The sequence below is a fragment of the Fredinandcohnia onubensis genome, assembly GCF_002734215.1.
GTDB lineage: Bacteria > Bacillota > Bacilli > Bacillales > Bacillaceae_L > Ferdinandcohnia > Ferdinandcohnia onubensis.
Genome location: NZ_NSEB01000013.1, coordinates 18,985 through 38,450, shown reverse-complemented (window position 1 = coordinate 38,450; position 19,466 = coordinate 18,985). Strand labels below are relative to the sequence as shown.

At 33.6% G+C, this 19,466-nt stretch carries 17 protein-coding genes and 1 riboswitch; of the genes, 5 read left to right on the top strand and 12 right to left on the bottom strand.

All coding sequences use genetic code 11. The annotated features are described in order from the left end of the window. The first annotated feature begins 95 nt into the window (after positions 1 to 95). Entirely contained in the window at positions 96 to 827 is a 732-nt protein-coding gene (locus CKK03_RS17240) for a YetF domain-containing protein (protein WP_099363788.1), read from the top strand. Positions 828 to 838: 11 nt separating this feature from the next. Beyond that, positions 839 to 1,213, top strand: coding sequence for a DUF4363 family protein (locus CKK03_RS17235; RefSeq protein WP_245864182.1), 375 nt, complete (start codon positions 839 to 841; stop codon positions 1,211 to 1,213). Between the two features lie 105 nt (positions 1,214 to 1,318). Here CKK03_RS17235 and CKK03_RS17230 read toward each other — a convergent pair whose 3' ends face one another. The 6 genes from CKK03_RS17230 to CKK03_RS17205 form a co-directional block, all read right to left on the bottom strand. After that, the gene (locus CKK03_RS17230; RefSeq protein ID WP_099363787.1) at positions 1,319 to 2,278 is read right to left on the bottom strand and encodes an ABC transporter permease; all 960 of its coding nucleotides are present in this window, start codon (positions 2,276 to 2,278) and stop codon (positions 1,319 to 1,321) included. Next, positions 2,278 to 3,429, bottom strand: coding sequence for an ABC transporter permease (locus tag CKK03_RS17225; protein ID WP_099363786.1), 1,152 nt, complete (start codon positions 3,427 to 3,429; stop codon positions 2,278 to 2,280). Before CKK03_RS17225 ends, CKK03_RS17230 begins: the two co-directional genes overlap by 1 nt. Further along, positions 3,416 to 4,954, bottom strand: coding sequence for an ABC transporter ATP-binding protein (locus tag CKK03_RS17220; protein WP_099363785.1), 1,539 nt, complete (start codon positions 4,952 to 4,954; stop codon positions 3,416 to 3,418). The genes CKK03_RS17225 and CKK03_RS17220 overlap by 14 nt, the downstream gene beginning before the upstream one ends. A 112-nt stretch (positions 4,955 to 5,066) precedes the next feature. Further along, the gene (locus CKK03_RS17215) at positions 5,067 to 6,218 is read right to left on the bottom strand and encodes a BMP family lipoprotein (RefSeq protein WP_099363784.1); all 1,152 of its coding nucleotides are present in this window, start codon (positions 6,216 to 6,218) and stop codon (positions 5,067 to 5,069) included. Positions 6,219 to 6,343: 125 nt separating this feature from the next. Continuing rightward, positions 6,344 to 6,445: riboswitch (purine riboswitch) on the bottom strand. A gap of 539 nt (positions 6,446 to 6,984) precedes the next feature. Continuing rightward, positions 6,985 to 7,725: a Fic family protein gene (locus CKK03_RS17210; RefSeq protein ID WP_099363783.1), complete on the bottom strand. Its 741-nt coding sequence runs from the start codon at positions 7,723 to 7,725 to the stop codon at positions 6,985 to 6,987. 258 nt (positions 7,726 to 7,983) lie between these two features. Then, positions 7,984 to 10,335 carry a TOTE conflict system archaeo-eukaryotic primase domain-containing protein gene (locus CKK03_RS17205; RefSeq protein ID WP_099363782.1) on the bottom strand — a complete coding sequence of 784 codons (2,352 nt, stop codon included), beginning with the start codon at positions 10,333 to 10,335 and terminating at the stop codon, positions 7,984 to 7,986. 945 nt (positions 10,336 to 11,280) lie between these two features. On the opposite strand from CKK03_RS17205, the gene CKK03_RS17200 reads away from it, so the two are divergent. Further along, complete coding sequence (locus CKK03_RS17200; protein ID WP_099363781.1) at positions 11,281 to 11,796, top strand: hypothetical protein; 516 nt, start codon at positions 11,281 to 11,283, stop codon at positions 11,794 to 11,796. A 57-nt stretch (positions 11,797 to 11,853) separates the two neighbouring features. On the opposite strand, the gene CKK03_RS17195 is transcribed toward CKK03_RS17200, so the two are convergent. Continuing rightward, a complete protein-coding gene (locus tag CKK03_RS17195) occupies positions 11,854 to 13,464 on the bottom strand; it encodes a hypothetical protein (protein ID WP_099363780.1) in 1,611 nt (536 codons plus the stop codon). A gap of 159 nt (positions 13,465 to 13,623) precedes the next feature. Here CKK03_RS17195 and CKK03_RS17190 point away from each other — a divergent pair, with 159 nt between their 5' ends. Together CKK03_RS17190 and CKK03_RS17185 are read left to right on the top strand one after the other, a co-directional pair. Continuing rightward, complete coding sequence (locus CKK03_RS17190) at positions 13,624 to 14,007, top strand: MazG nucleotide pyrophosphohydrolase domain-containing protein (protein WP_099363779.1); 384 nt, start codon at positions 13,624 to 13,626, stop codon at positions 14,005 to 14,007. Between the two features lie 11 nt (positions 14,008 to 14,018). Then, positions 14,019 to 14,687, top strand: a complete 669-nt coding sequence (locus CKK03_RS17185) for a DNA-3-methyladenine glycosylase family protein (protein WP_099363778.1) — start codon at positions 14,019 to 14,021, stop codon at positions 14,685 to 14,687. A gap of 205 nt (positions 14,688 to 14,892) precedes the next feature. Here CKK03_RS17185 and CKK03_RS17180 read toward each other — a convergent pair whose 3' ends face one another. From CKK03_RS17180 to CKK03_RS17160, 5 genes are all read right to left on the bottom strand, one after another. Beyond that, the gene (locus tag CKK03_RS17180; RefSeq protein WP_099363777.1) at positions 14,893 to 15,315 is read right to left on the bottom strand and encodes a YkyB family protein; all 423 of its coding nucleotides are present in this window, start codon (positions 15,313 to 15,315) and stop codon (positions 14,893 to 14,895) included. A 212-nt stretch (positions 15,316 to 15,527) separates the two neighbouring features. Next, positions 15,528 to 16,427 (bottom strand): LlaMI family restriction endonuclease, encoded by a 900-nt coding sequence (locus CKK03_RS17175; protein ID WP_218962812.1) that lies wholly within the window; start codon positions 16,425 to 16,427, stop codon positions 15,528 to 15,530. 144 nt (positions 16,428 to 16,571) lie between these two features. Further along, on the bottom strand, positions 16,572 to 17,783 hold the full coding sequence (gene dcm / locus CKK03_RS17170) for a DNA (cytosine-5-)-methyltransferase (RefSeq protein ID WP_245864180.1): 1,212 nt from the start codon (positions 17,781 to 17,783) through the stop codon (positions 16,572 to 16,574). Positions 17,784 to 17,857: 74 nt separating this feature from the next. Then, positions 17,858 to 18,232, bottom strand: a complete 375-nt coding sequence (locus CKK03_RS17165; protein ID WP_099363774.1) for a hypothetical protein — start codon at positions 18,230 to 18,232, stop codon at positions 17,858 to 17,860. Between the two features lie 558 nt (positions 18,233 to 18,790). After that, positions 18,791 to 19,399 carry a hypothetical protein gene (locus tag CKK03_RS17160; protein WP_099363773.1) on the bottom strand — a complete coding sequence of 203 codons (609 nt, stop codon included), beginning with the start codon at positions 19,397 to 19,399 and terminating at the stop codon, positions 18,791 to 18,793. Positions 19,400 to 19,466: the final 67 nt, after the last annotated feature.

Genomic DNA, 19,466 nt, shown 5'->3' with positions numbered 1-19,466 from the left:
TTTATCATGGGACGATTTACGGTCACTCTCCGATTTTACTAAATATCTCACTTCTGGAAATATTATAAAGGAGGTACTAATTAAGGAGGATAATTATGTTAGATGAAGCTCTTGTAGTCTTTGTGAGGGTTATTATTTCTTTTTTTACTCTCTTAATTTTCACTCGAATTCTCGGGAAACAAGAAGTAGGACAATTAACCTTTTTTGATTATGTTAACGGTATTACAATCGGTTCCATTGCAGCCTCATTAGCCACTGACTTATCATCAAAAGCTTGGGCACATTGGATCGGTTTAGCCGGTTATGCCCTGTTTACTTTTCTATTACAATTTATAACTGTAAAAAATCGCTACATCGGAAGAGTGCTTGATGGGGAGCCAACTGTAGTAATCGAGGATGGAAAGATTTTAGAAAAGAATTTAGTGAAAATGCGAATTAAAATTAGCGAGTTAACAATGCTCCTTCGTGATCGAGGTGTTTTTGATATTACACAGGTGGATTTAGCGATATTCGAAATAAATGGAAAACTGTCGGTTCTACAAAAATCTGATTACCTTCCCGTAACTCCAAAGGATTTAAACATTCCCGTTTCTCCAAGCGGTCTATCCACTGAGGTCATTCAGGATGGTATAGTTATTGAACAAAATTTATTACAGAGAAAAAAAGATCAGAATTGGTTATTGCAGCAATTACGCTCAAAAGGAATAGAAGATGTTCAACAAGTTTTTTATGCAATAATTTTACCCAATGATGAATTATATATTGATGTATACGAAGACCATGTTAGTAAAAAATCAGATATTGGTGACTACGAGGGACCATTTTAATAACATATGAGGTGAAGACATTGAAAAAATTCTTATTATTTCTTATCCCTCTTCTAACATTAGTAATTTTTATTTTGATTATGAACAGTGGCTCTTTATTAAAAAAACCTTTAGGAAAAGACGACCGATTATATGAGACCGTACACCAGATAGAAGCTGACGTAAAAGATAAGAATTGGGATAAAGCTAGTGATAATATCGATTATGCTGAAACTGCATGGAAAAAGATTGTTCGGAGAATTCAATTTAGTGTAGAGAAAGAATATATATTCCAGATAAATGAGACTCTTTCGCGAATAAAAGGTGGCATAGAAGTGAAAGATGACAAAGCAATTATGGAAGAAATCTATTATTTTTATGAACTATGGGATAAGTTGGCTAAATAACTATAAGGGTTAGTTTATTCCACCAATGCATCGCCCTACTGACGAAAGCAAGAGAAAAAAGGCTTCTCATATAGTTTGCTCAACTCATGAGAAGCCTAAATTTATCTATCTCTTTCCTTTGTCATAAATTTCGCCTAATGCTCTTGGAGCGCGATTTGATTTCGAGAAAAAGATTAGTAACAATAATGTTAATACATACGGTAAAATCATGAATAAATCAGTGAAACTACTTGGTAACGCCATTGATTGAGCAATAAACGATCCCCCAGATTTTGCAAAACCAAATAATAGACAAGCAGCTAAAGTAGGGAAAATCCGCCAGTTACCAAAAATTAATGCAGCGATGGCTAAGAAACCATATCCCATGTAAATATTTGAAGAAAAGTTAGCTGAGATGGAATAGGCGAAACACATACCACCTAGGCCTGATAATAGACCTGATATGAGAACCGCAGTAAATCGAATTTTCGATACATTTACACCTGCAGCATCAACCGAATGAGGATTCTCCCCGCTCGCTCTTAATCGCATACCAAACTTTGTTTTATATAAAAGATACCAAGCAAAAATGGCAATCACGACAATAATCACTTCGAACGAATACAAATTCGTAAAAACCGCACCAATCACTGGTATATTGGCTAAACCTTCAATCGTAAACCGCTCTGATACACCCAATCTAAACTTGTCCGAAGCTGATCCAAATACGAGTGCATTTATTTGTGTTGTTAAGAATGTTGTTAATGCTAACGCCAAAATATTAATCACAACGCCGCTGATCACCTGATCTGCCTTAAACTTAATACTTAGGACAGCATGAATAATGGAAAAAGCCATCCCACCTACCATCGCAAACAGTAGCGCCACATAAAATAGATTTTGAACATCTGTACCAGAAGCATTTGCGATTAAAACTACTGACAGCGCTCCGATGAATGCCCCAAAACCTTGAAAGCCTTCAAGTGCTAGATTAGTAATACCACTCTTTTCGCTATATATACCGCCTATTGCGATAATAAAAAGAGGCAGAGCAAAGGATAATCCATCAATAATTACTGTATCCATTATGATTCAATCTCCCTTCGTTCCACTTCTTTCTCCTTCAAGTGGCTGACTTTATGTTTCATGTATGCACCACATGCACTAAACAGTAGGATTAACCCGATGATAACAGAAGAAATTTCTTGTCTAATTCCAGCCTGTGAACTCATATACGTGCTTCCCTGATCAATAATAGAAACTAAAAATGAAGAAAAGATAATACCAATTGGATGAGAGTTACCTAATAGTGATACAGCAATCGAATCAAAACCGATACTGGATAATACTTTCGGTTGGATGGAAGCAAAATAGCCTAAATAATAAGTGACACCTGCAAGACCAGCCAAACCTCCTGAAATCGTCATAGCTAAGACAGTGTTCCTCCCGACATTAATCCCTGCATATTTTGCTGCATTACGGTTGGAACCTACTGCTTTAATTTCAAAACCAACCACTGTTTTGTCCATGAAAAACTTAATAAAAATTGCGATTATGATAGCCAAGATAAAGCCTAATGGAATATCCATTTTCAAATTGGCTATATCGACATTTACTAGAGTCAATCTGGCTTCTTCTGAAATATATTTGGATTGTCTTGAAATTGGATCGACATAATACATTTGAATAAAAAAGCTTATGACATATTGAGCGATATAATTTAACATAATTGTAGATACTACTTCATTTATATTAAACTTATATTTTAGCCACCCAACTAATCCTCCCATTAATCCTCCAGCGACAACTCCGATAACTAGCACAAGTGGCTTTGCTATGATGGCATCTAAACCACTGTAACCAACAATAATCGTCGCTATAAAACCAGAGACGAGCATTTGACCGGAAACCCCTATATTAAAGAGACCCGCTTTAAATGCAACCGCAACTGCCAAACTAGCGAAAACAAGTGGCGTCATCGCATTTAGCAAACTTAAGAAATCAGTTATCATGCTCTTATAGCCTGCATAGGAAGGCTTCGGCATGATTCCTGCCCCTTGAAGTAAGTTGTAAAATGCTTGTAATGGACTTTTTCCAATTAATAGGATAACAATAGTCGCAGCGATAAAACTTATTAGTATGGAGACTAACGGAATTGAGATAGGTTGCCATTTCTCATTACTTATAGGTCGAATAAGAATATAACTTAAGTTTTTTTTCTTTTTATTTTTTCTCATGCTTTGCCCCCATCATATATTCGCCGACTTCATTTGTCGTTAATGATTCACTACTAGCAATCTTCTGAAGTTGGCCATTATATATAACTCCTATGGTATCCGCTACATTCATAATTTCATCTAACTCCAATGAAACAAGTAGGATCGCTTTTCCTTGATCGCGTTGTTGAATGATCATTTTATGAATATTTTCAATCGCACCAATATCTACTCCACGTGTTGGCTGAACAAATATCATAAGCGGCGATTGTAATTCGATTTCGCGAGCAATAATGGCTTTTTGCTGGTTACCGCCACTCATCGAACGAACTTGTGTCTTAATGCCTTGCCCACTTCTAATATCAAATTTATCAATTAACTGACTGCCAAATTGCTCAAATTCCTCTGTTTTTAAAATTCCCTTACTAGCAAATGGATCCTTATAATACTGCTTTAATGCTAGATTAGTTGATAAATCAAAATCCAAAACAAGTCCAAAGCTTTGTCTATCCTCAGGTATATAAGAGATTCCAGCTTCTGTTCTGTTTCTTATTGTTTCATTCGTAATTTCTTTACCCTCAAGGAATATTTTCCCACCGCTAGCCTTCGTTAATCCAGCAATGGCATCCGCAATTTCAACTTGTCCATTATCTGCAACCCCAGCAATAGCAAAGATTTCGCCAGCATGTATGGTAAAGGACACATCTTTAACTACTTCAAATCCATCTTCATTTTTAATTGTTAAATGTTCGACCTTTAATACTTCCTCTTTAAACTGAGCAGGTGCTTTTTCAGATTCAAAGCTAACTTCTCTACCCACCATTAATTGAGCCATAAGATTAACCGATGTTGTCTTAACATCCAACACATCAATTAATTTACCTTTGTTCAATACAGCACATCGATCGGCCACTTTCTTAATTTCTTCTAGCTTATGCGTAATTAATATGATAGTTTTTCCAGCATTTCGTAAACCCTCTATAATTCTGAGTAAGAAATCAATTTCTTGTGGCGTTAAAACTGCAGTTGGCTCATCGAAAATAAGGATCTCAGCTTCACGATAAAGCACCTTTAAAATTTCTACCCGTTGCTGCATCGAAACAGTTAGGTCGACTATTCTTTTCGTCGGATCCACTTCTAAACCAAAGTTTTTAGACAGTTCTTCAATTTTACGATTGGCATTACGAATATCCACGTATGGAAAAAGGCCTGCAAATTTTTTAATCGGCTCAACACCTAAGGTAATATTCTCAGTAATCGTATAATCAGAGACTAACTTAAAATGCTGATGGACCATTCCTATGTTAAGTTTTGCGGCATGATTAGGTGAACTAATTTTCACTTTCTCTCCACGAATAATGATTTCTCCTTCATCGGGTTCGTACATACCACCTAAAATACTCATCAATGTTGATTTACCTGCACCGTTTTCTCCAAGTAAAGCAAAAATTTCTCCTTTTTTAATACCAATGGATACATCATCGTTCGCTACTATTCCAGGAAATCGTTTGGTTATATGTTTCATTTCTACAATATAATCAGACATCGTTCTTCTCCTTTATCACAATAATAGGAAATAAAAGAAGTTCATCATTCACCTAACATGGGGAAATGATAAACTTCTCATGATTCACTTCGTTATTGTGCTCTTTTTAATCTTATAGCCCTGGAAACTTTTCTGGAGTATACTCATTAAAATTAGATGCGGGTACAATTGTACCATCTTTAACTAATTCGTAAGCTTCATTCAATTTGCTTAGTGTATCCTCTGATAATTGATGACGACCTTCTTCTTTTATAAAACCAGTTGATTCCGTATCTGCATAAAGAACGACATTTCCACCTTTAAAGGTTCCATCGACAACAGTATTTAATGTCTTTTCGATATTCATCGCCATAAATTTTACAGCAGATGTTAATACGATGTTTTCAGAACCATTTACACCATCATCAAATTGGTCAACGTCTACACCAATTACTTTTACATCGCCTTCAGCTTCCTTAACTGCTGTGAATACACCATTTCCAGTACCACCTGCAGCAACAAAGATGATATCTACACCTTGTTTAATTAGTGCGTTACCAATCACTTTACCAGTTGCCTCATCTGCAAAAGATCCTGCATAGTTACCACCAACATCAGCACCTGTTACATCAGTTCCTGCATAACCTGATAATTCAACCATTTCAACATTCTTTCCAAAAACTTTATTTGCATAATTTACACCTGATTCAAAGCCAAATTGATAATTTACATTTGATGGATAAGCAATACCATTTACTACCGCTACTTTATTCGATTTTGTTTCAAGTGCTGCAGCCATTCCTGCAAAAAAGCCACTTTCTTGTTCAGCGAAGTTCATTGCATAAATATTATCGAAGTCTGTTTGGTCACCGACAGGTGCTGGCTCAGAATCATTTATAATAAAGATTTTATCAGGGTTTTCTTCAGCGATACTTGAAATACCAGCAAATTGGAACCCAGGTGTTACAATCACATCATAATCTGCCACAATATCAGCAACAGCTTGTACAGCTGCAGCTGGGTCACCCGTTTCTTCTTTAACAGCTTTTACCGTTGCTGTTGGGTGTTTTTCAATAAAGCTTAAAATTCCGTTATAGTTATCTTCGTTAAAGCTTCCATCATCCACGCCTGAAGGACTTGTTACAATAGCAATTTTTAATCCTTCTTCACCTTTTTCTGACTTAGCTTTATTTTCGTTAGCTGAGTCATTTCCGCATGCTGCCATAACCGCAGTCATTAAAGCTATAAATAAAATCATTACGATTTTCTTTGTATTTTTTTTCATTAAAAAAATTCCTCCTCTGTAAGTCTTGTTGTATTATTTCTGTAAAAATTAAAAAGCACCGAATTATACCGGTGCTTGACTTTCAGGAAGGTAGATAACGGAAATAAAGCATACCTTTATCTCCATATTTATATACGCAACCTCGTAGTCAAGCTATTCATGGTAGCTTGGTAGAAACTTTCGGGCCATATCCCCAATATTATACGAGAATAATATTTAATTTTTACTACCTCATAGTATCATCATAAATTTTCACTGTCAATAAAATACGTATATTTTTTGATAATTGATAACTAATGTTCGGAAATTACATATTTTGTTATATAAAAATAATAATAGTGTTTTACGCGATAAAAAGGGCAGTCCTTATTCAACACTGGCATATCTCAACATAAAACATAAAATGAAGATGAGATATGATATCATTCTAAAAAAAATTAAAAAGAGGCTCCCCATAAGTTTGCACAACTTACGAGAAGCCTCTGTCAATTTCTTTAAAAGGGCATTTATTTATCTAGGACAGTGAACACGCCCTTTGCCCTAGGACGGCTTATTACATCATGCCGACCGTAAGGCGAGAATGTGTAATATCTTTAACACGGTGTGCTTAGAGTATGGTAATTTAGTGTTTTGTTAAATTCTGTCCGTAACATCATTTTCGAGAATTTACCTCTTTATATGGGATTTCGTTAGCAATATGTTAGTATTGCAGTCAAAATGATGTAGAGGTGTTTATCTTGAGCTGACAATTCTACTGTATTTTTTACTAAGGGTTTCTATTTATTGTACTTAAATATAGGTTTAATGAATCTTCTACTTCGCCCGCGACTAACTTAAAAAAGTCATCATATTCTTTTTTTGTATGTGCTTTATCTAATGCTTCATAATAAGCTATTCGATTTTCCACTTTAATAACAATTGGTGGAAAACCATCTTTCATGAGTTCTAAATTTAATAACAACCGTGATGTTCGACCATTTCCATCAATAAATGGATGAATACCAACGAATATAGCGTGTAGCATAGCTCCACGAGCAACTGGATGTAATTTTTTTGTTTCTGCTTGTTTGTACCATGCCATCAACTGTTCCATCTCTTCTTTTATGAGGAAGGGAGCTGGAGGGATATGTTTAGCACCAGAAATAAAAACTTGTTGGTCCCGATATACACCTGCATATTCATCATCAATTCCTTTTAGTACAAGTCGGTGTAGATTCTTAATATGCCACTCCGACAAAGGTTCACTTTTATGTACAATCTCCTCTACATAGTGAATCGCATCCCGATGATTAATAACTTCCAAGTGCTCACGCAGCGTTTTACCACCAACGGTAATTCCTTCTAGAACTACCTTTGTTTCGTTGATAGTTAACGTGTTTCCTTCAATCGCATTAGTATTATATGTCCATTCGAGTAATAACTTTTCACGTAAACTTTTGACTGTATATTTGGGTAATGGTCTATTAGCATCTAGAAGCGCTTTTTTTTGATTAATATGTTCGAACACCAACTTCACCTCTCTCACTAAAGCATATACTTAAATTGAGAATACCATCGATTATTGAATATATCTTCTAAACCAATTTTAATCAAATAATTTATAATAGGAAAATTCTAATTTGCACCAATCGATTCCCTCATTCATGTTGAGTATTCTTAGAACATCTTTCATAACAAATATTCACTTACTTTATAGAGGTTAACATAGGCACACAAACAGTAGAAGTTTTGCTTAATTGTTATATTAATTAATTTTAGCAAACTACTAGAATAATTGAATTTGTTGGCTTTTCTTTTTGTTTTGATCATATAGACTATAACCAATATTTTTATATCCCTTTAATCTCTTTTCAAACATTTTCTGTAAAACATCCACGTTTGAATCTACATAATCAAACACCTTCACCTCATCTTTATCACGATGATCCCGGTGAAGTCGTCCTACATATTGTTGTAATGTTCCTTTCCAAGAGATTGGCATTGTTAGAAAAAGTGTATCTAATCTAGAATCGTCAAATCCTTCTCCAATAAACTTTCCTGTAGCAATTAACAATCTCTCCTCACTATCGGGTAAATTCATTAACTTTTCAATCTGTTGATGCCGTTCTTTCTTCTTCATTGCTCCTGATAAAGTAATAATATTTTTAGCAAATCCCTTAAAAAGTTCATGTAGTTCATTTACATGGTCTAAACGTTCCGTTAGTACTATTGGAGATCTTTTTTCCTCTAGGGCTTGTAGAACATCATTAAAAATCATATCGTTACGTTCTTTATTAGTAGATAACAAAGAGTATATAGCTTGTATATCAGTTTCATTCGTTTTCACCGATGTTTCTCTTTTAACAAGGGTTTGTTTAAACGGTCGAATATTGGCTTGCTGTCTATTATTCGTTTTATATCTAATAGGTCCACATTGCATAAATATTATCGGGTGCATCCCATCTTTCCTAATTGGAGTTGCCGTTAAACCAAACACTTTTTTTGCTCGGACGGATTTCAATACCTTTTCAAAGCTGACAGCAGAAATATGATGACATTCATCAACGATAATTTGCCCATAATGGTGTATATCAGATTTTATTAAACCATTATGATTAAGTGATTGAATTGTAGATATATCTATGTTGTAGCTTGGTTTGTTCTTCCCACCACCAATTTGACCGATTTCTTTTACTGGGATATTTAAAAAAGTTGATAATCTCTCTTTCCATTGTTCAACTAATTGTGTGCGATGCACAATTATGAGTGTATTGGTTTTATTTCTACTAATTAATGCTGCAGCTGTCACTGTTTTTCCAAAGCCAGTATCTGCTGCTAATATTCCATTGTCATATTTAACCATAGAAGTAACAGCATCCGCTTGTTGGGTAGTAAGTTGACCATAAAATTTAGCATTAATGGAATTCCCAACAAATTGATTGTCTATTATTTTAAGAGTTATTTTAAACTTGAAGAAAACTTCTTCCACTTTTTCTATTAGACCTCTTGGTAATATGAGCATATTATCATTTATCTGTGTACAATCAATTATTCTAGGAATTCGATGAGTCGAAAAACGTTTTGCTTGCGCTTTGAAATACTCCGGATTTCCAAATGTCCCAAGTTTTTGTAATTCATTTACTATCCTACTAGGTAATAAAGTCTTTGGAATCTGAATACCATGATTTAATTCAATGGTAACTTCTGTTGGCAAGTTACTATTATCAACTTTCTCATTTACCTTAATATAGCCTTCTTCCTCTGAAAATTTTGTTACTATTTGTAAAATATTTTTTTCAGATATCTTTTTTATCGACGAAATATACTTCCATTGATCCGCAATTTCCTGAAAAGAATCATCAACAAACACACTATTACCTTTCATTTTTGCTTGTTTCTGTAATGGCAGGGCTATTAAATTGCCAAAACCACCTTTAGGTAGCATGTCCTGGTTAGGGAACATTCTATCATAGGAATCCATTCCAACCTCAGAGTGTTTTTCATTTGTTTTCGATAATAGAATCTTCCCAAACTTTCTAGCCAGCGAAGCACTTATCGCCTTTTCAAAAAAGAACCAAATATGAGCCCCTTCTCCTGACCGGGAACGTTCGATATGATATGATAAACCAAAGTTTTCACAGGTTTCAATAAATGCACATACATCATCTTGCCATTGTTTTTTATCAAAGTCCACAGCCAGAAAATAACACGTATTATCTTCAAGTAACGGGTATATTCCTACAGTTTTTATGCCACTTAAATGTTCGTAAATAACTTGAGGAGTTAAGGTATGAAATAATCGATGGGAGCAATTCTGACATTTGATTTTAGGTTTTCGACAAAGCTTTTTATCCCACTCGTTTTCACATACAGGTGAATAACCAGATTTACCTGTAGTTTTCGATTCCCACCTTTGAGCAAAAACATCAGACCTCCCCCGAAAAAGGTTCATAAATAGCAAAATTGCAGTTTTTTCTTTAGGGGAAAAATCAGTAATTGTTTTCTTTATACTAGATGTTTGACTATAGGCTGTATTACGACCTTGCGCTTTATAGAGATCCTTTTTTAATTGTATATTCTCTTTTTTTAGTCTATCAATCTCTTTTAAAGCTTGATTGAACTGTTCTTGAATATCCATAAGGCTACTCCAATCATTAATTTCTTTAACTCTAGTTTAGCCAAGAATACACTCCTTTAACAGGATAAACCAAATGAAAATATACATTAAGAGGGCTGGCTTAACGTATAAATTGATGAAAGACAGCAAACGAATTTAAATGATGGAAACCTTTATAACTATAATACGACAAGAGAGTTTTTTGCTTTATGGCCGTAGAATAAATACTTCCATATTTTTTAAGATAAAAAAGAGGCTTCCCTAAAGTTAGAAGAACTTTTGGGAAGCCTCTTTAATTTTTTCATTATGTTAGCAATTTGTTAGCAAATCACTTCAAAACCCTTATATATCAAGGGCTGGAGGACATGATTACATCATGCCGCCCATTCATTTTTAGATATAACAGAAGAAAGTAGGTTCTAAAAAAGGCTTTATATCAACATTTTAATATCCTTTGATGAAATGTATTTTAATATAAGCAAAAAAGATTGCACACAAATTCGCACACAAAAAACTACTCTTAATAGATGCAATATGAGTACGGTTATGTAGTACAAAGTAGCACTTGACACAAAAATAAAAATTGAATTAGCAGCCTAAAAACAAGCACAAACTACATTAACACTATTGTTATAAAAAAGCTCGGAATATTAATGTTCTGAGCTTTTTATATACATTTCGTCTTAATCAACTAAAGGCATGTTAGACAACCTTGGAGCAGAGGTCCACAATGGATAACACTCTTGGCAAGCATCAATACTCGAAGTCACAAATTTCTACCCAATAACTTCCTTGTAATAGTTTGTACTAATCCCCATTAAAAATTACTATTTACCGGGTTCCTTCATTTAACTGAGGATTAAAACTTCATTTTATCCAGAACCTTTCACTTATTTTGTTATAATCTTGAATGTAAGAACCTACTTTTATTCTTAAAGACAAACTACATAAAAAGGGGGTTGTGCAGTGGGCACACTTAATTGGCAATATTTCCCGAAGTCAGATATCATTCCAAAAGATTTATTAGATATAGTTAATGTCTTTAATAAAAATCACCACAGATTTGATTCTGACTTATTTACATTTAAAAGTAATGACGTCTTGGCTTTGGTTACAGAGGATTTAGAATCATTAGGTTTTGAAGTAGAGAAAGGTAAAAGTAAAGGTAAAACTATAGAAGTTCCAGTTTTATTTGGTCCCAATGGAAAGCTTGAGAAATCCTTTAAAGCCGATGCTTATAAGAGTGATAGTGGGATAGTACTCGAGGTAGAGGCAGGGCGTGCCTTTATGAACAACCAATTCTTAAAAGACTTATTTCAGGCCTGCATGATGCAAAATGTTGATTACCTTGTCATTGCTGTCCGAAATATATACTTAGAGAGATACAAGGATTTTGAATCAATTATTACTTTTTTTGATACTTTATACGCAAGTAGACGTTTAACCTTACCTTTGAAAGGGATTCTAATTATTGGCTACTAATAGTGCTTTGAAAATAAAAGTTAAAAAGGACTACAACTGTAGTCCTCAATTGCTTACTTAAACCAAATGGTTTTCATTAACATTAAATTCAAATGGCGGTAATTCTTCAATTAATTGTTCCATTGTTTTTACATCATCAATTGTCTGTAATTGATTGTCCTTTAACAAATATCCAGAAAATTCATCAACTAATCTCCATTCTCCACCCTTTTTCTTATAAACCTTTTTGGGTACTCTGCTATTTGTTATACAAACATATGTACAGTCATTCTCATCAGCCATATCCTGCGTAGTCCCAAGTAAAACACCATCTTCAACATTTGCTTTATCTACGACTAAGACGGATTCATTTTTCACACCAGAATAGCTTGGGCAAGTTGATCTTAACTTACATTCATAGCACGCAATTGGATTAGGCCCTCTTAATTCAGTATTACCTGTGGTTCCAAACCTTTGACACCATAGCATGTCAAAGAAATTTAAGATATTAGTTTTATTGGCCTGACTTGCTAACCAAATGACTCTTTCAATCTTCCCTAAATTACCAAATTCATTAAAGAAATCTACCTCAGACTCAATTGCCAATACTTCCTCATAAAATGTCTTTACCCAAGTATCAATAGGAATAAATTCTTTTTGCTTAAATCCTTGCTGTAAGAAACAAGCTATTACCTTCGGTGAATTGCCCACTCTTCCAGTTTTTAGATTATCCTTATAATAAGCAATGAAAAACTCTTTATCCCATGAATAGTAGTCTTTTAAGTATGTTGTCATTATACTTGAAATAAAATATGCGGCTCTCCATGCATGTCTATTGAATGCATCGACCAACCTTTCTAAAGCTAATTTCTCATCTAATGATATTTTATTTTCTGAATACAAAACCGAGCTAATCTTCTCTATAAAACCATCCTTAAATTGTGGCCATGCTCTTCTCATTACTTTGTTTTCAAATGTCTGGATACCACCATTAGCTCGATAATCGAAACCAACTGTTTTTGTAAACTGTTCGTTCCATATTTTCTCCATTGCGGAAAATAGGATTTTAAATTTAGGATACTCATCAAAACTTTTATTTTTAACATCTGTATAATTAGGTAATAAGAAGAAATCAATATCCTGCCATTTGCCCTCAACATTAATACGTTCACCGAATATGCTGAGAAAATTATAAAGCATTCTCATTTCACTTTGTCGGCCTGTCTTCGGCTGCCAAGCAGAAACAAACCTTATTATTGAGTAGATTTCATCGTAAAACTTTCCATAAGGAATTGTTTCACCATATGTTGCTGAAATATAAGTCCATAAGTCAGTGAAAAATTCCTTATAGACTTCGTTTCCATTACATCCTTCTAATATATCATCTAACCCAATTCTATCCTTTGAACCAAACCTTTCTTTTAATTCATCAGAGACTGCTTCTTTCAAAGTGGTATCATTGTCAATGTCTTTGTTACAAAGAAATAGAACATTAGCATCACAACTATTTTCATGGATGTCAAAATTAACAGATACCGGAAATCCAAATACTCTTATATCATCCATTAAAATGTGTACATATACTATTGGAAAACCTGGCAAATCAGGATAATAAAGCTCAAACTTTGATATCCACTGTAAAGGTATATCTTCTATTTTTATAATACTTTCATATCTTATAGGCTCCAACCTTTATCCCCCTTAGTAGGTATTATTGCTTATTTCATTATTATAGCAATTTATCCATAACATTCCATAACAACATTACCATTCAACCACCTTTGCTTATAGAAAATGATTTTTAATTAGTCTATTATTAGGTTGATGTCTAAAGATGGAGTGTGAATTATGAGAAAGTTACAAGACTTTTCAAAAGAGTACCAAAAAGATATGAGTTGGGAGATAAATAATACTGAATTCGAAAAAAGTCGTTCTTCTCTTTTGAACAACTATATGCTATTAACTACCGAGGTTGCTGAAGTTGCAGAGGAATTTCGCAAAGCATTTAATATGACATATAAGTATAAACAAGATGGTATGAATGAAGAAGAAGCATTTTTATTAGCAAAAAATAGTGTTAAAGAAGATATAGGTAATGAATTGGCAGATTGCATTGCCTATATTTGTAAATTCGCAAACTTTTTTGAGATCGATTTGGAAGATAGCTTTTATAAAAAAATGGATGAAATCAAGAATCGTAAAAATAAAGATGTTATCCGTCCAAGGGTTTAAAGGTCATTATTATGAAGAAATTAATATTTGATATTGAGGGCAATGAGTTATTAACACTAAAAGATAATGATTCACAAATGGCAAAACTAATTTCATTAATAGGCGGGAACTCATTTGAGATAAAAGAAGATAGATTTTCTGCATTGATTCGATCAATTATCGGTCAACAGTTATCAGCGAAAGCTGCTGCAACCATATCATCCAGATTCTTCAACCTTATAGGAAGTAATATTAATCCATATACAATTGGAACATATAGCGATGAAGCTTTTCGTGATGTTGGAATATCGAAACAAAAAATTAAATACATAAGAGACCTTTGTTCGAAGGTAAGTAATAAAGAGATAGATTTATCTAACTTAGACAAGGATTCAGATTCTGCTGTAATAGAAACCTTAACTAAAGTTAAAGGAATTGGATTATGGACAGCAGAAATGTTTTTAATTTTTTCTCTTGGCAGAATTGATATCTTATCTCTTGGTGACGTAGGTTTACAAAGAGCTTGTAAGTGGCTTTACGGCTGTGATGGCAACATTGATAACAAGATTCTATTGAGAGAAAAGGGAAAGCAATGGGCTCCATATCGCTCAATAGCATCTTTATATTTATGGGATGCAATAGATTATGGTTTCGTAGAAAGTTATAAAAATATTGATGAAGCAATTGCTTCAAAATATTAGGACACTATTACAACAAATAATAAGACACCTCGCTTAAACGCAGGATGTCTTATTTCTTTATTTTTTTATCATTGATATTAATGTGGATTTGAATTTAACATACCAACATCAACCTTTTTGCTTTTGCCATGCTTGCTCAACCAATCCAACCTAAGCAATCAAAATCGTCCTATTCAATTGTATATTGATGAGAAAAATACAGATGTTATCTTCTTTCAATCCAATCAGAAATCATCCTCATATGATGTGAAATTTTTTTAGTTGGCTTTTTCACATACTTTTCATTATTAAGAAACGTAAGAATAACAGTTTCCGCTTCTTTAAGACTCATACATATATTTGGGTTGCGATACCTACGATATATCATTTTAAGATTACGAAGATCAGAATCGGTTGGTGTTGTGTGAAAGAAATAACGGTCAATTTGAATTGAGGTGAAAATTTCTTTTCTTCCCATATGAGGGTAGTAGTAATAATCTAACCCAATTTTTTTCGCATAACCTTTTTTAATCGATAATTTGATTGCATCGTTTTTAAGTTTATAAAAGTCTGGAAAATCCTTTGGGGTTTTTGCATGGCGGTTAATTACTTGTATTGCTTGGGCAATTTGTTCTACTTTTATTATCATTGGTTACTTTCCTTTCGGGGTAATGTTGAATTAGGAGGGAGATGACCATGAGCATAAAATCATTTTTGGAATATTAAAAGCTTCCCTTAAATAGACAAAATTCGTCAAAAAGAGAAGCTATTCCTGCGTTGTCACAATATCGTTACAAAATGTTCATATATGTCAGAAAATCTATAGTCAGTATAATTATAATTACATCACGTTTAACTGTTTTATTCGTATCTCTCTACAATTAAACTATCCCAATACGAGTTATTACTTCTCCATTGGGAATATTTTCGGTTGTTTCCTATATACATTCCACTGTCCAAAAATACGATTCCTTGCTGAACAAGTTTTAGCCATGAATCAAAATTCATTGGTTCACCAAAACATACTTCCTTATAAGCACCTGAACTATCTTTTTTGCAAGTAAACCAACCTTTATCATTAAACTTATCCTCTACTCGTGCCTTTAAGCATTTAGCTTTGGGATTTGGTGATTTTTCTCCATACCATCTAGCTAGTACAATCAATCCATCTCTAATCTCATCTGGTATAATATCATTTTTATTATCCCTTTTATCCTCTCTGTAATCATAGACAGCAACGATATCCTTTTTGGCAGTTATCATAAGTTTTTGACCAAATCGATTGAATCCTGCTATTTTAGGACATGGTTCCCCTGACCAAGAGTGCCGTCCACCTTTCTTTTCATTGGGTTTACCAAACATTCTAATAAAACTATCCCTTTTTTCCAATGAGGTTTTTCCTTCAAATATGTGCGATATTCGAGGATCATCAAATATATATAGGTTTGCTGACCAATCCCCAAAAGTTATCTTAGATGATGTTTCATTTTTGAGTTCATATCCATAGAGGTCAGCACTGTTATTTGCATTATGAACTATTCCAAACTGCTTTTCTAACCAATGTCCTTCCTTACCATCATGCTTAGCATTTGCTCCAGATGTGTCTGGCTTTTTCCCTTTCACATCTTTTCGGAATTTAGCAATTATACGTTCCTTACCAGTCATTAATCTTCCCCCTAGTAGTCTTATTTTGAAACATTGAATCAGATAAATATTTATATTTACAGTAATCGAAACAAAATCCCCCATTTCTTTTTCCAAACTATTAGCTAGGTAAAAAAGACATGAGTTAATTCTTAATAGGAATAATTTACTAGTTGTTTACTTTATATTATACCATTATAGTTATATTTTCCCAGTAGAATGCCCAAAATGCCCAAAAAAAAAAGCGCCCTTAGGCACTTTTCATACTTCAACCAAATCTTTATTTATATTTGATTTATTTTCTTCTTTAGCTGGTATGATATCTAACAATTCCATAGCATCTAACATCTTCTTCGCTATCGCTTCAATTACAGGTACTGTTACTGAATTTCCAAACTGTTTATATGCTTGAGCATTGGACACTGGGATAATAAAGTTATCAGGGTAACCTTGCAAGCGGGCACACTCTCTAGGTGTTAGTTTACGAGGATTCTTCTCAGCTCCCTGATCAATAAGTATCTCACTCCCATCCTTATAATAACGAGCACTGATGGTGTTTGTATAAGGACTATTCTCGTTAAACAATGAGAAACCAAACCCATTACCTTTTTTCTTATGCATCTCTTTACGCCTTAAGTGACCCGCATAGAGCTTGTCTGATATAGTATATTTTTCATCTACAGTTTTTTCAAGGATATCCCCAACCCGCGTTTCCTTGCCTGTTGGCTCTGGGAATGAAAATGGGACTAAACTTCCGTTTCTTCTATTATCAAAACCAATAATAAAAATCCTTTCTCTATTTTGAGGTATACCAAAGTCTCTAGCAGCTAAAACATCAATATGGACAGTATATTCTAATTCTTTTAACGTATTTCTTATAACCTCAATTGTACGACCATTATCATGACCTCTTAATTGTTTTACATTTTCAAGCAAAAATGCTGCTGGCCTTTTCTCTTTTATAATCCTTGCAATGTCAAAGAATAGTGTTCCTCTAGTATCATCAAATCCCTGTTTTAAACCTGCTTGGGAAAATGGCTGACAAGGAAAACCTGCCAATAATATATCATGATCTGGGATATCTTTTTCATGAATTTCTGTAATGTCACCATGCGGTATATCACCATAATTAATTCTATAGGTTTTTTGGGCAAATTTATCCCACTCAGATGAAAAAACCGCATGCCCACCTAATTTTTGAAATGCTAATCTAATTCCACCAATTCCAGCAAATAAATCTATTGTTTTAAATCTAGAAGAGTTTATTTCTGGGTTTTTAAAGGGAGGTTCAATTGGAAAATCAATTATCTTTTTCATTTCATCTTCAGATGGCATTAAATCACCTTTTTCCCATAATCTAAGATTTTTATCTCCATCTTTCGCTAATTCTAGCGCATCAGCAAATTCTTTTACTGTTAAGTCTAAAGTTAACCTTTTATTTTTAATATATTCCGCAAAATTTTGTTCACTCACAATATTACCTCCTAAGAAAATAACACCATTAACCATACACAAAGAGTTGTATTTTTTCCTAATCTTTTACAGTTTTATAGAGTAGGTACAATTAAGTATTTTCCCTCTAGTGCATCAATGATTAGGAAAGAACACGAATCTCCATTTGTTTCAACCAAATAATGACTTCCGATTTTATATTCAATATTTTCCCATTTAAAGATATATTGCTGACTTTTTGGAATATCGAACACTTTTCTCAAAAAACGGTTTAAGACCACTATTGTAGTATCTTTATCCTCAGTTTTATTATCAAAATCAGAATGAACTATAAATGTAAACTCGAAATTCTGTCTAATTAGTTCTAATACATTTTCATAGTTTTTCAACCCTGAGTTATTAGATATAAGATAGTTAATCAGCTCTTCATAATTCTTAAAACTAGTATTTATTTTGCTAATTTTCAACATAATATATCGCCTACCCACTTTGTGGTACTATTCATTATAAGCGAAATTATATAAAATGTCATATCCCTCTAGTTCTAAACCGAAAGGAAATAATCTCCATTAAGATAAACATTTAATTAAGTTATAATTACTAGATTTCGATGCCTATAATCAATTTCCCATCGCAAATAATAACGGTTCTTCTTTCAGAGTTTGTAATTTAATTTGACAAAAAATAGAGCAGCTATTATATAACATAGCTGCCAAAAGATTGGAGGAGTTAATCAATTAAAAGTACAAAAGCTATTTGAAATAAATGGGGCAAGTTTTAAACCATATCTTTTAATCTTTGCAGTCTTTTTTTCATCTACCTTTCTTTGCTCGAATTTCCTGTAGTTTTAGTTTTCTGGATTCCAAATAATCTGATGATCGATGGACTTGATAAGAAACCATTTGTTAACCTCCTTTCCATTTCAGTTCACAAAAAAGTTTTTCAAAAAATCTCCTTGGTTGGAAATGCCTCCCCTTGCCTCCGTTTGTCCCCATATGTATTTTTTAACTCAAACATAGGGGGACAAATCATTTGTCCAAGTACTCCAGTAAATGATTGCTCAGCACCTCTTGCAGCACTCTATCTTCAACTGTAGTACCGTTCCGAGGTGATGATCTCCTTGTTACTTTTTCCCTCAACACTTTGTCCTTCATTTCTTTTTCAAATCGTTTATATAACTTTTCACGCAATTCTTTATCAATTACTAGCTGTACTGGTATCGTCCTATTATCATGCATAAGTTGATTATAGTGTTCACGTTCTGCAATCTCATCTTTAGCAAACTTTTGATTAAGACTATAAATGATTCCACGAATATAATCAGCTGGATTCTGTCCCTCTTTATTAGCTTCTTTTATCAAGGCTTTTCTTACATCCTTTTCAAGCCAAACCGTGCCTTGTTTAGTATGTCGTCCCGTCTTTGTCAGTGTTACTACTTTAAGGCTACGTCGTTCATCAATTGCCCTTCTAATGGTTTCACCGTAGGAATCCGGTTTCCCGTATAAGTTCCAACGTCTTTTTAAGCTATTTAAAGCCTGAATATCTTCATAACTTAAATAAAACTCAATCAAGTTTTCTTCTGGAGCTCTTACAAACCCTTGAACTTTTTCTAGTACATTCAAATTATTGATTTTCACGTTTCCACCCTGCCCTTTTCATTTCTTTAAAATTATATTTTGTTTTCAATGCTGGTATCTTCTTCGA

Excerpts from the sequence above, each read along its gene's own strand:
- CKK03_RS17190 (WP_099363779.1), top strand. The coding sequence starts at position 13,624 with ATGAGAAAGTTACAAGACTTTTCAAAAGAGTACCAAAAAGATATGAGT.
- CKK03_RS17180 (WP_099363777.1), bottom strand. The coding sequence starts at position 15,315 with ATGATAATAAAAGTAGAACAAATTGCCCAAGCAATACAAGTAATTAAC.
- CKK03_RS17240 (WP_099363788.1), top strand. The coding sequence starts at position 96 with ATGTTAGATGAAGCTCTTGTAGTCTTTGTGAGGGTTATTATTTCTTTT.
- CKK03_RS17220 (WP_099363785.1), bottom strand. The coding sequence starts at position 4,954 with ATGTCTGATTATATTGTAGAAATGAAACATATAACCAAACGATTTCCT.
- CKK03_RS17165 (WP_099363774.1), bottom strand. The coding sequence starts at position 18,232 with ATGTTGAAAATTAGCAAAATAAATACTAGTTTTAAGAATTATGAAGAG.
- CKK03_RS17225 (WP_099363786.1), bottom strand. The coding sequence starts at position 3,429 with ATGAGAAAAAATAAAAAGAAAAAAAACTTAAGTTATATTCTTATTCGA.
- CKK03_RS17230 (WP_099363787.1), bottom strand. The coding sequence starts at position 2,278 with ATGGATACAGTAATTATTGATGGATTATCCTTTGCTCTGCCTCTTTTT.
- CKK03_RS17215 (WP_099363784.1), bottom strand. The coding sequence starts at position 6,218 with ATGAAAAAAAATACAAAGAAAATCGTAATGATTTTATTTATAGCTTTA.
- CKK03_RS17185 (WP_099363778.1), top strand. The coding sequence starts at position 14,019 with ATGAAGAAATTAATATTTGATATTGAGGGCAATGAGTTATTAACACTA.
- CKK03_RS17205 (WP_099363782.1), bottom strand. The coding sequence starts at position 10,335 with ATGGATATTCAAGAACAGTTCAATCAAGCTTTAAAAGAGATTGATAGA.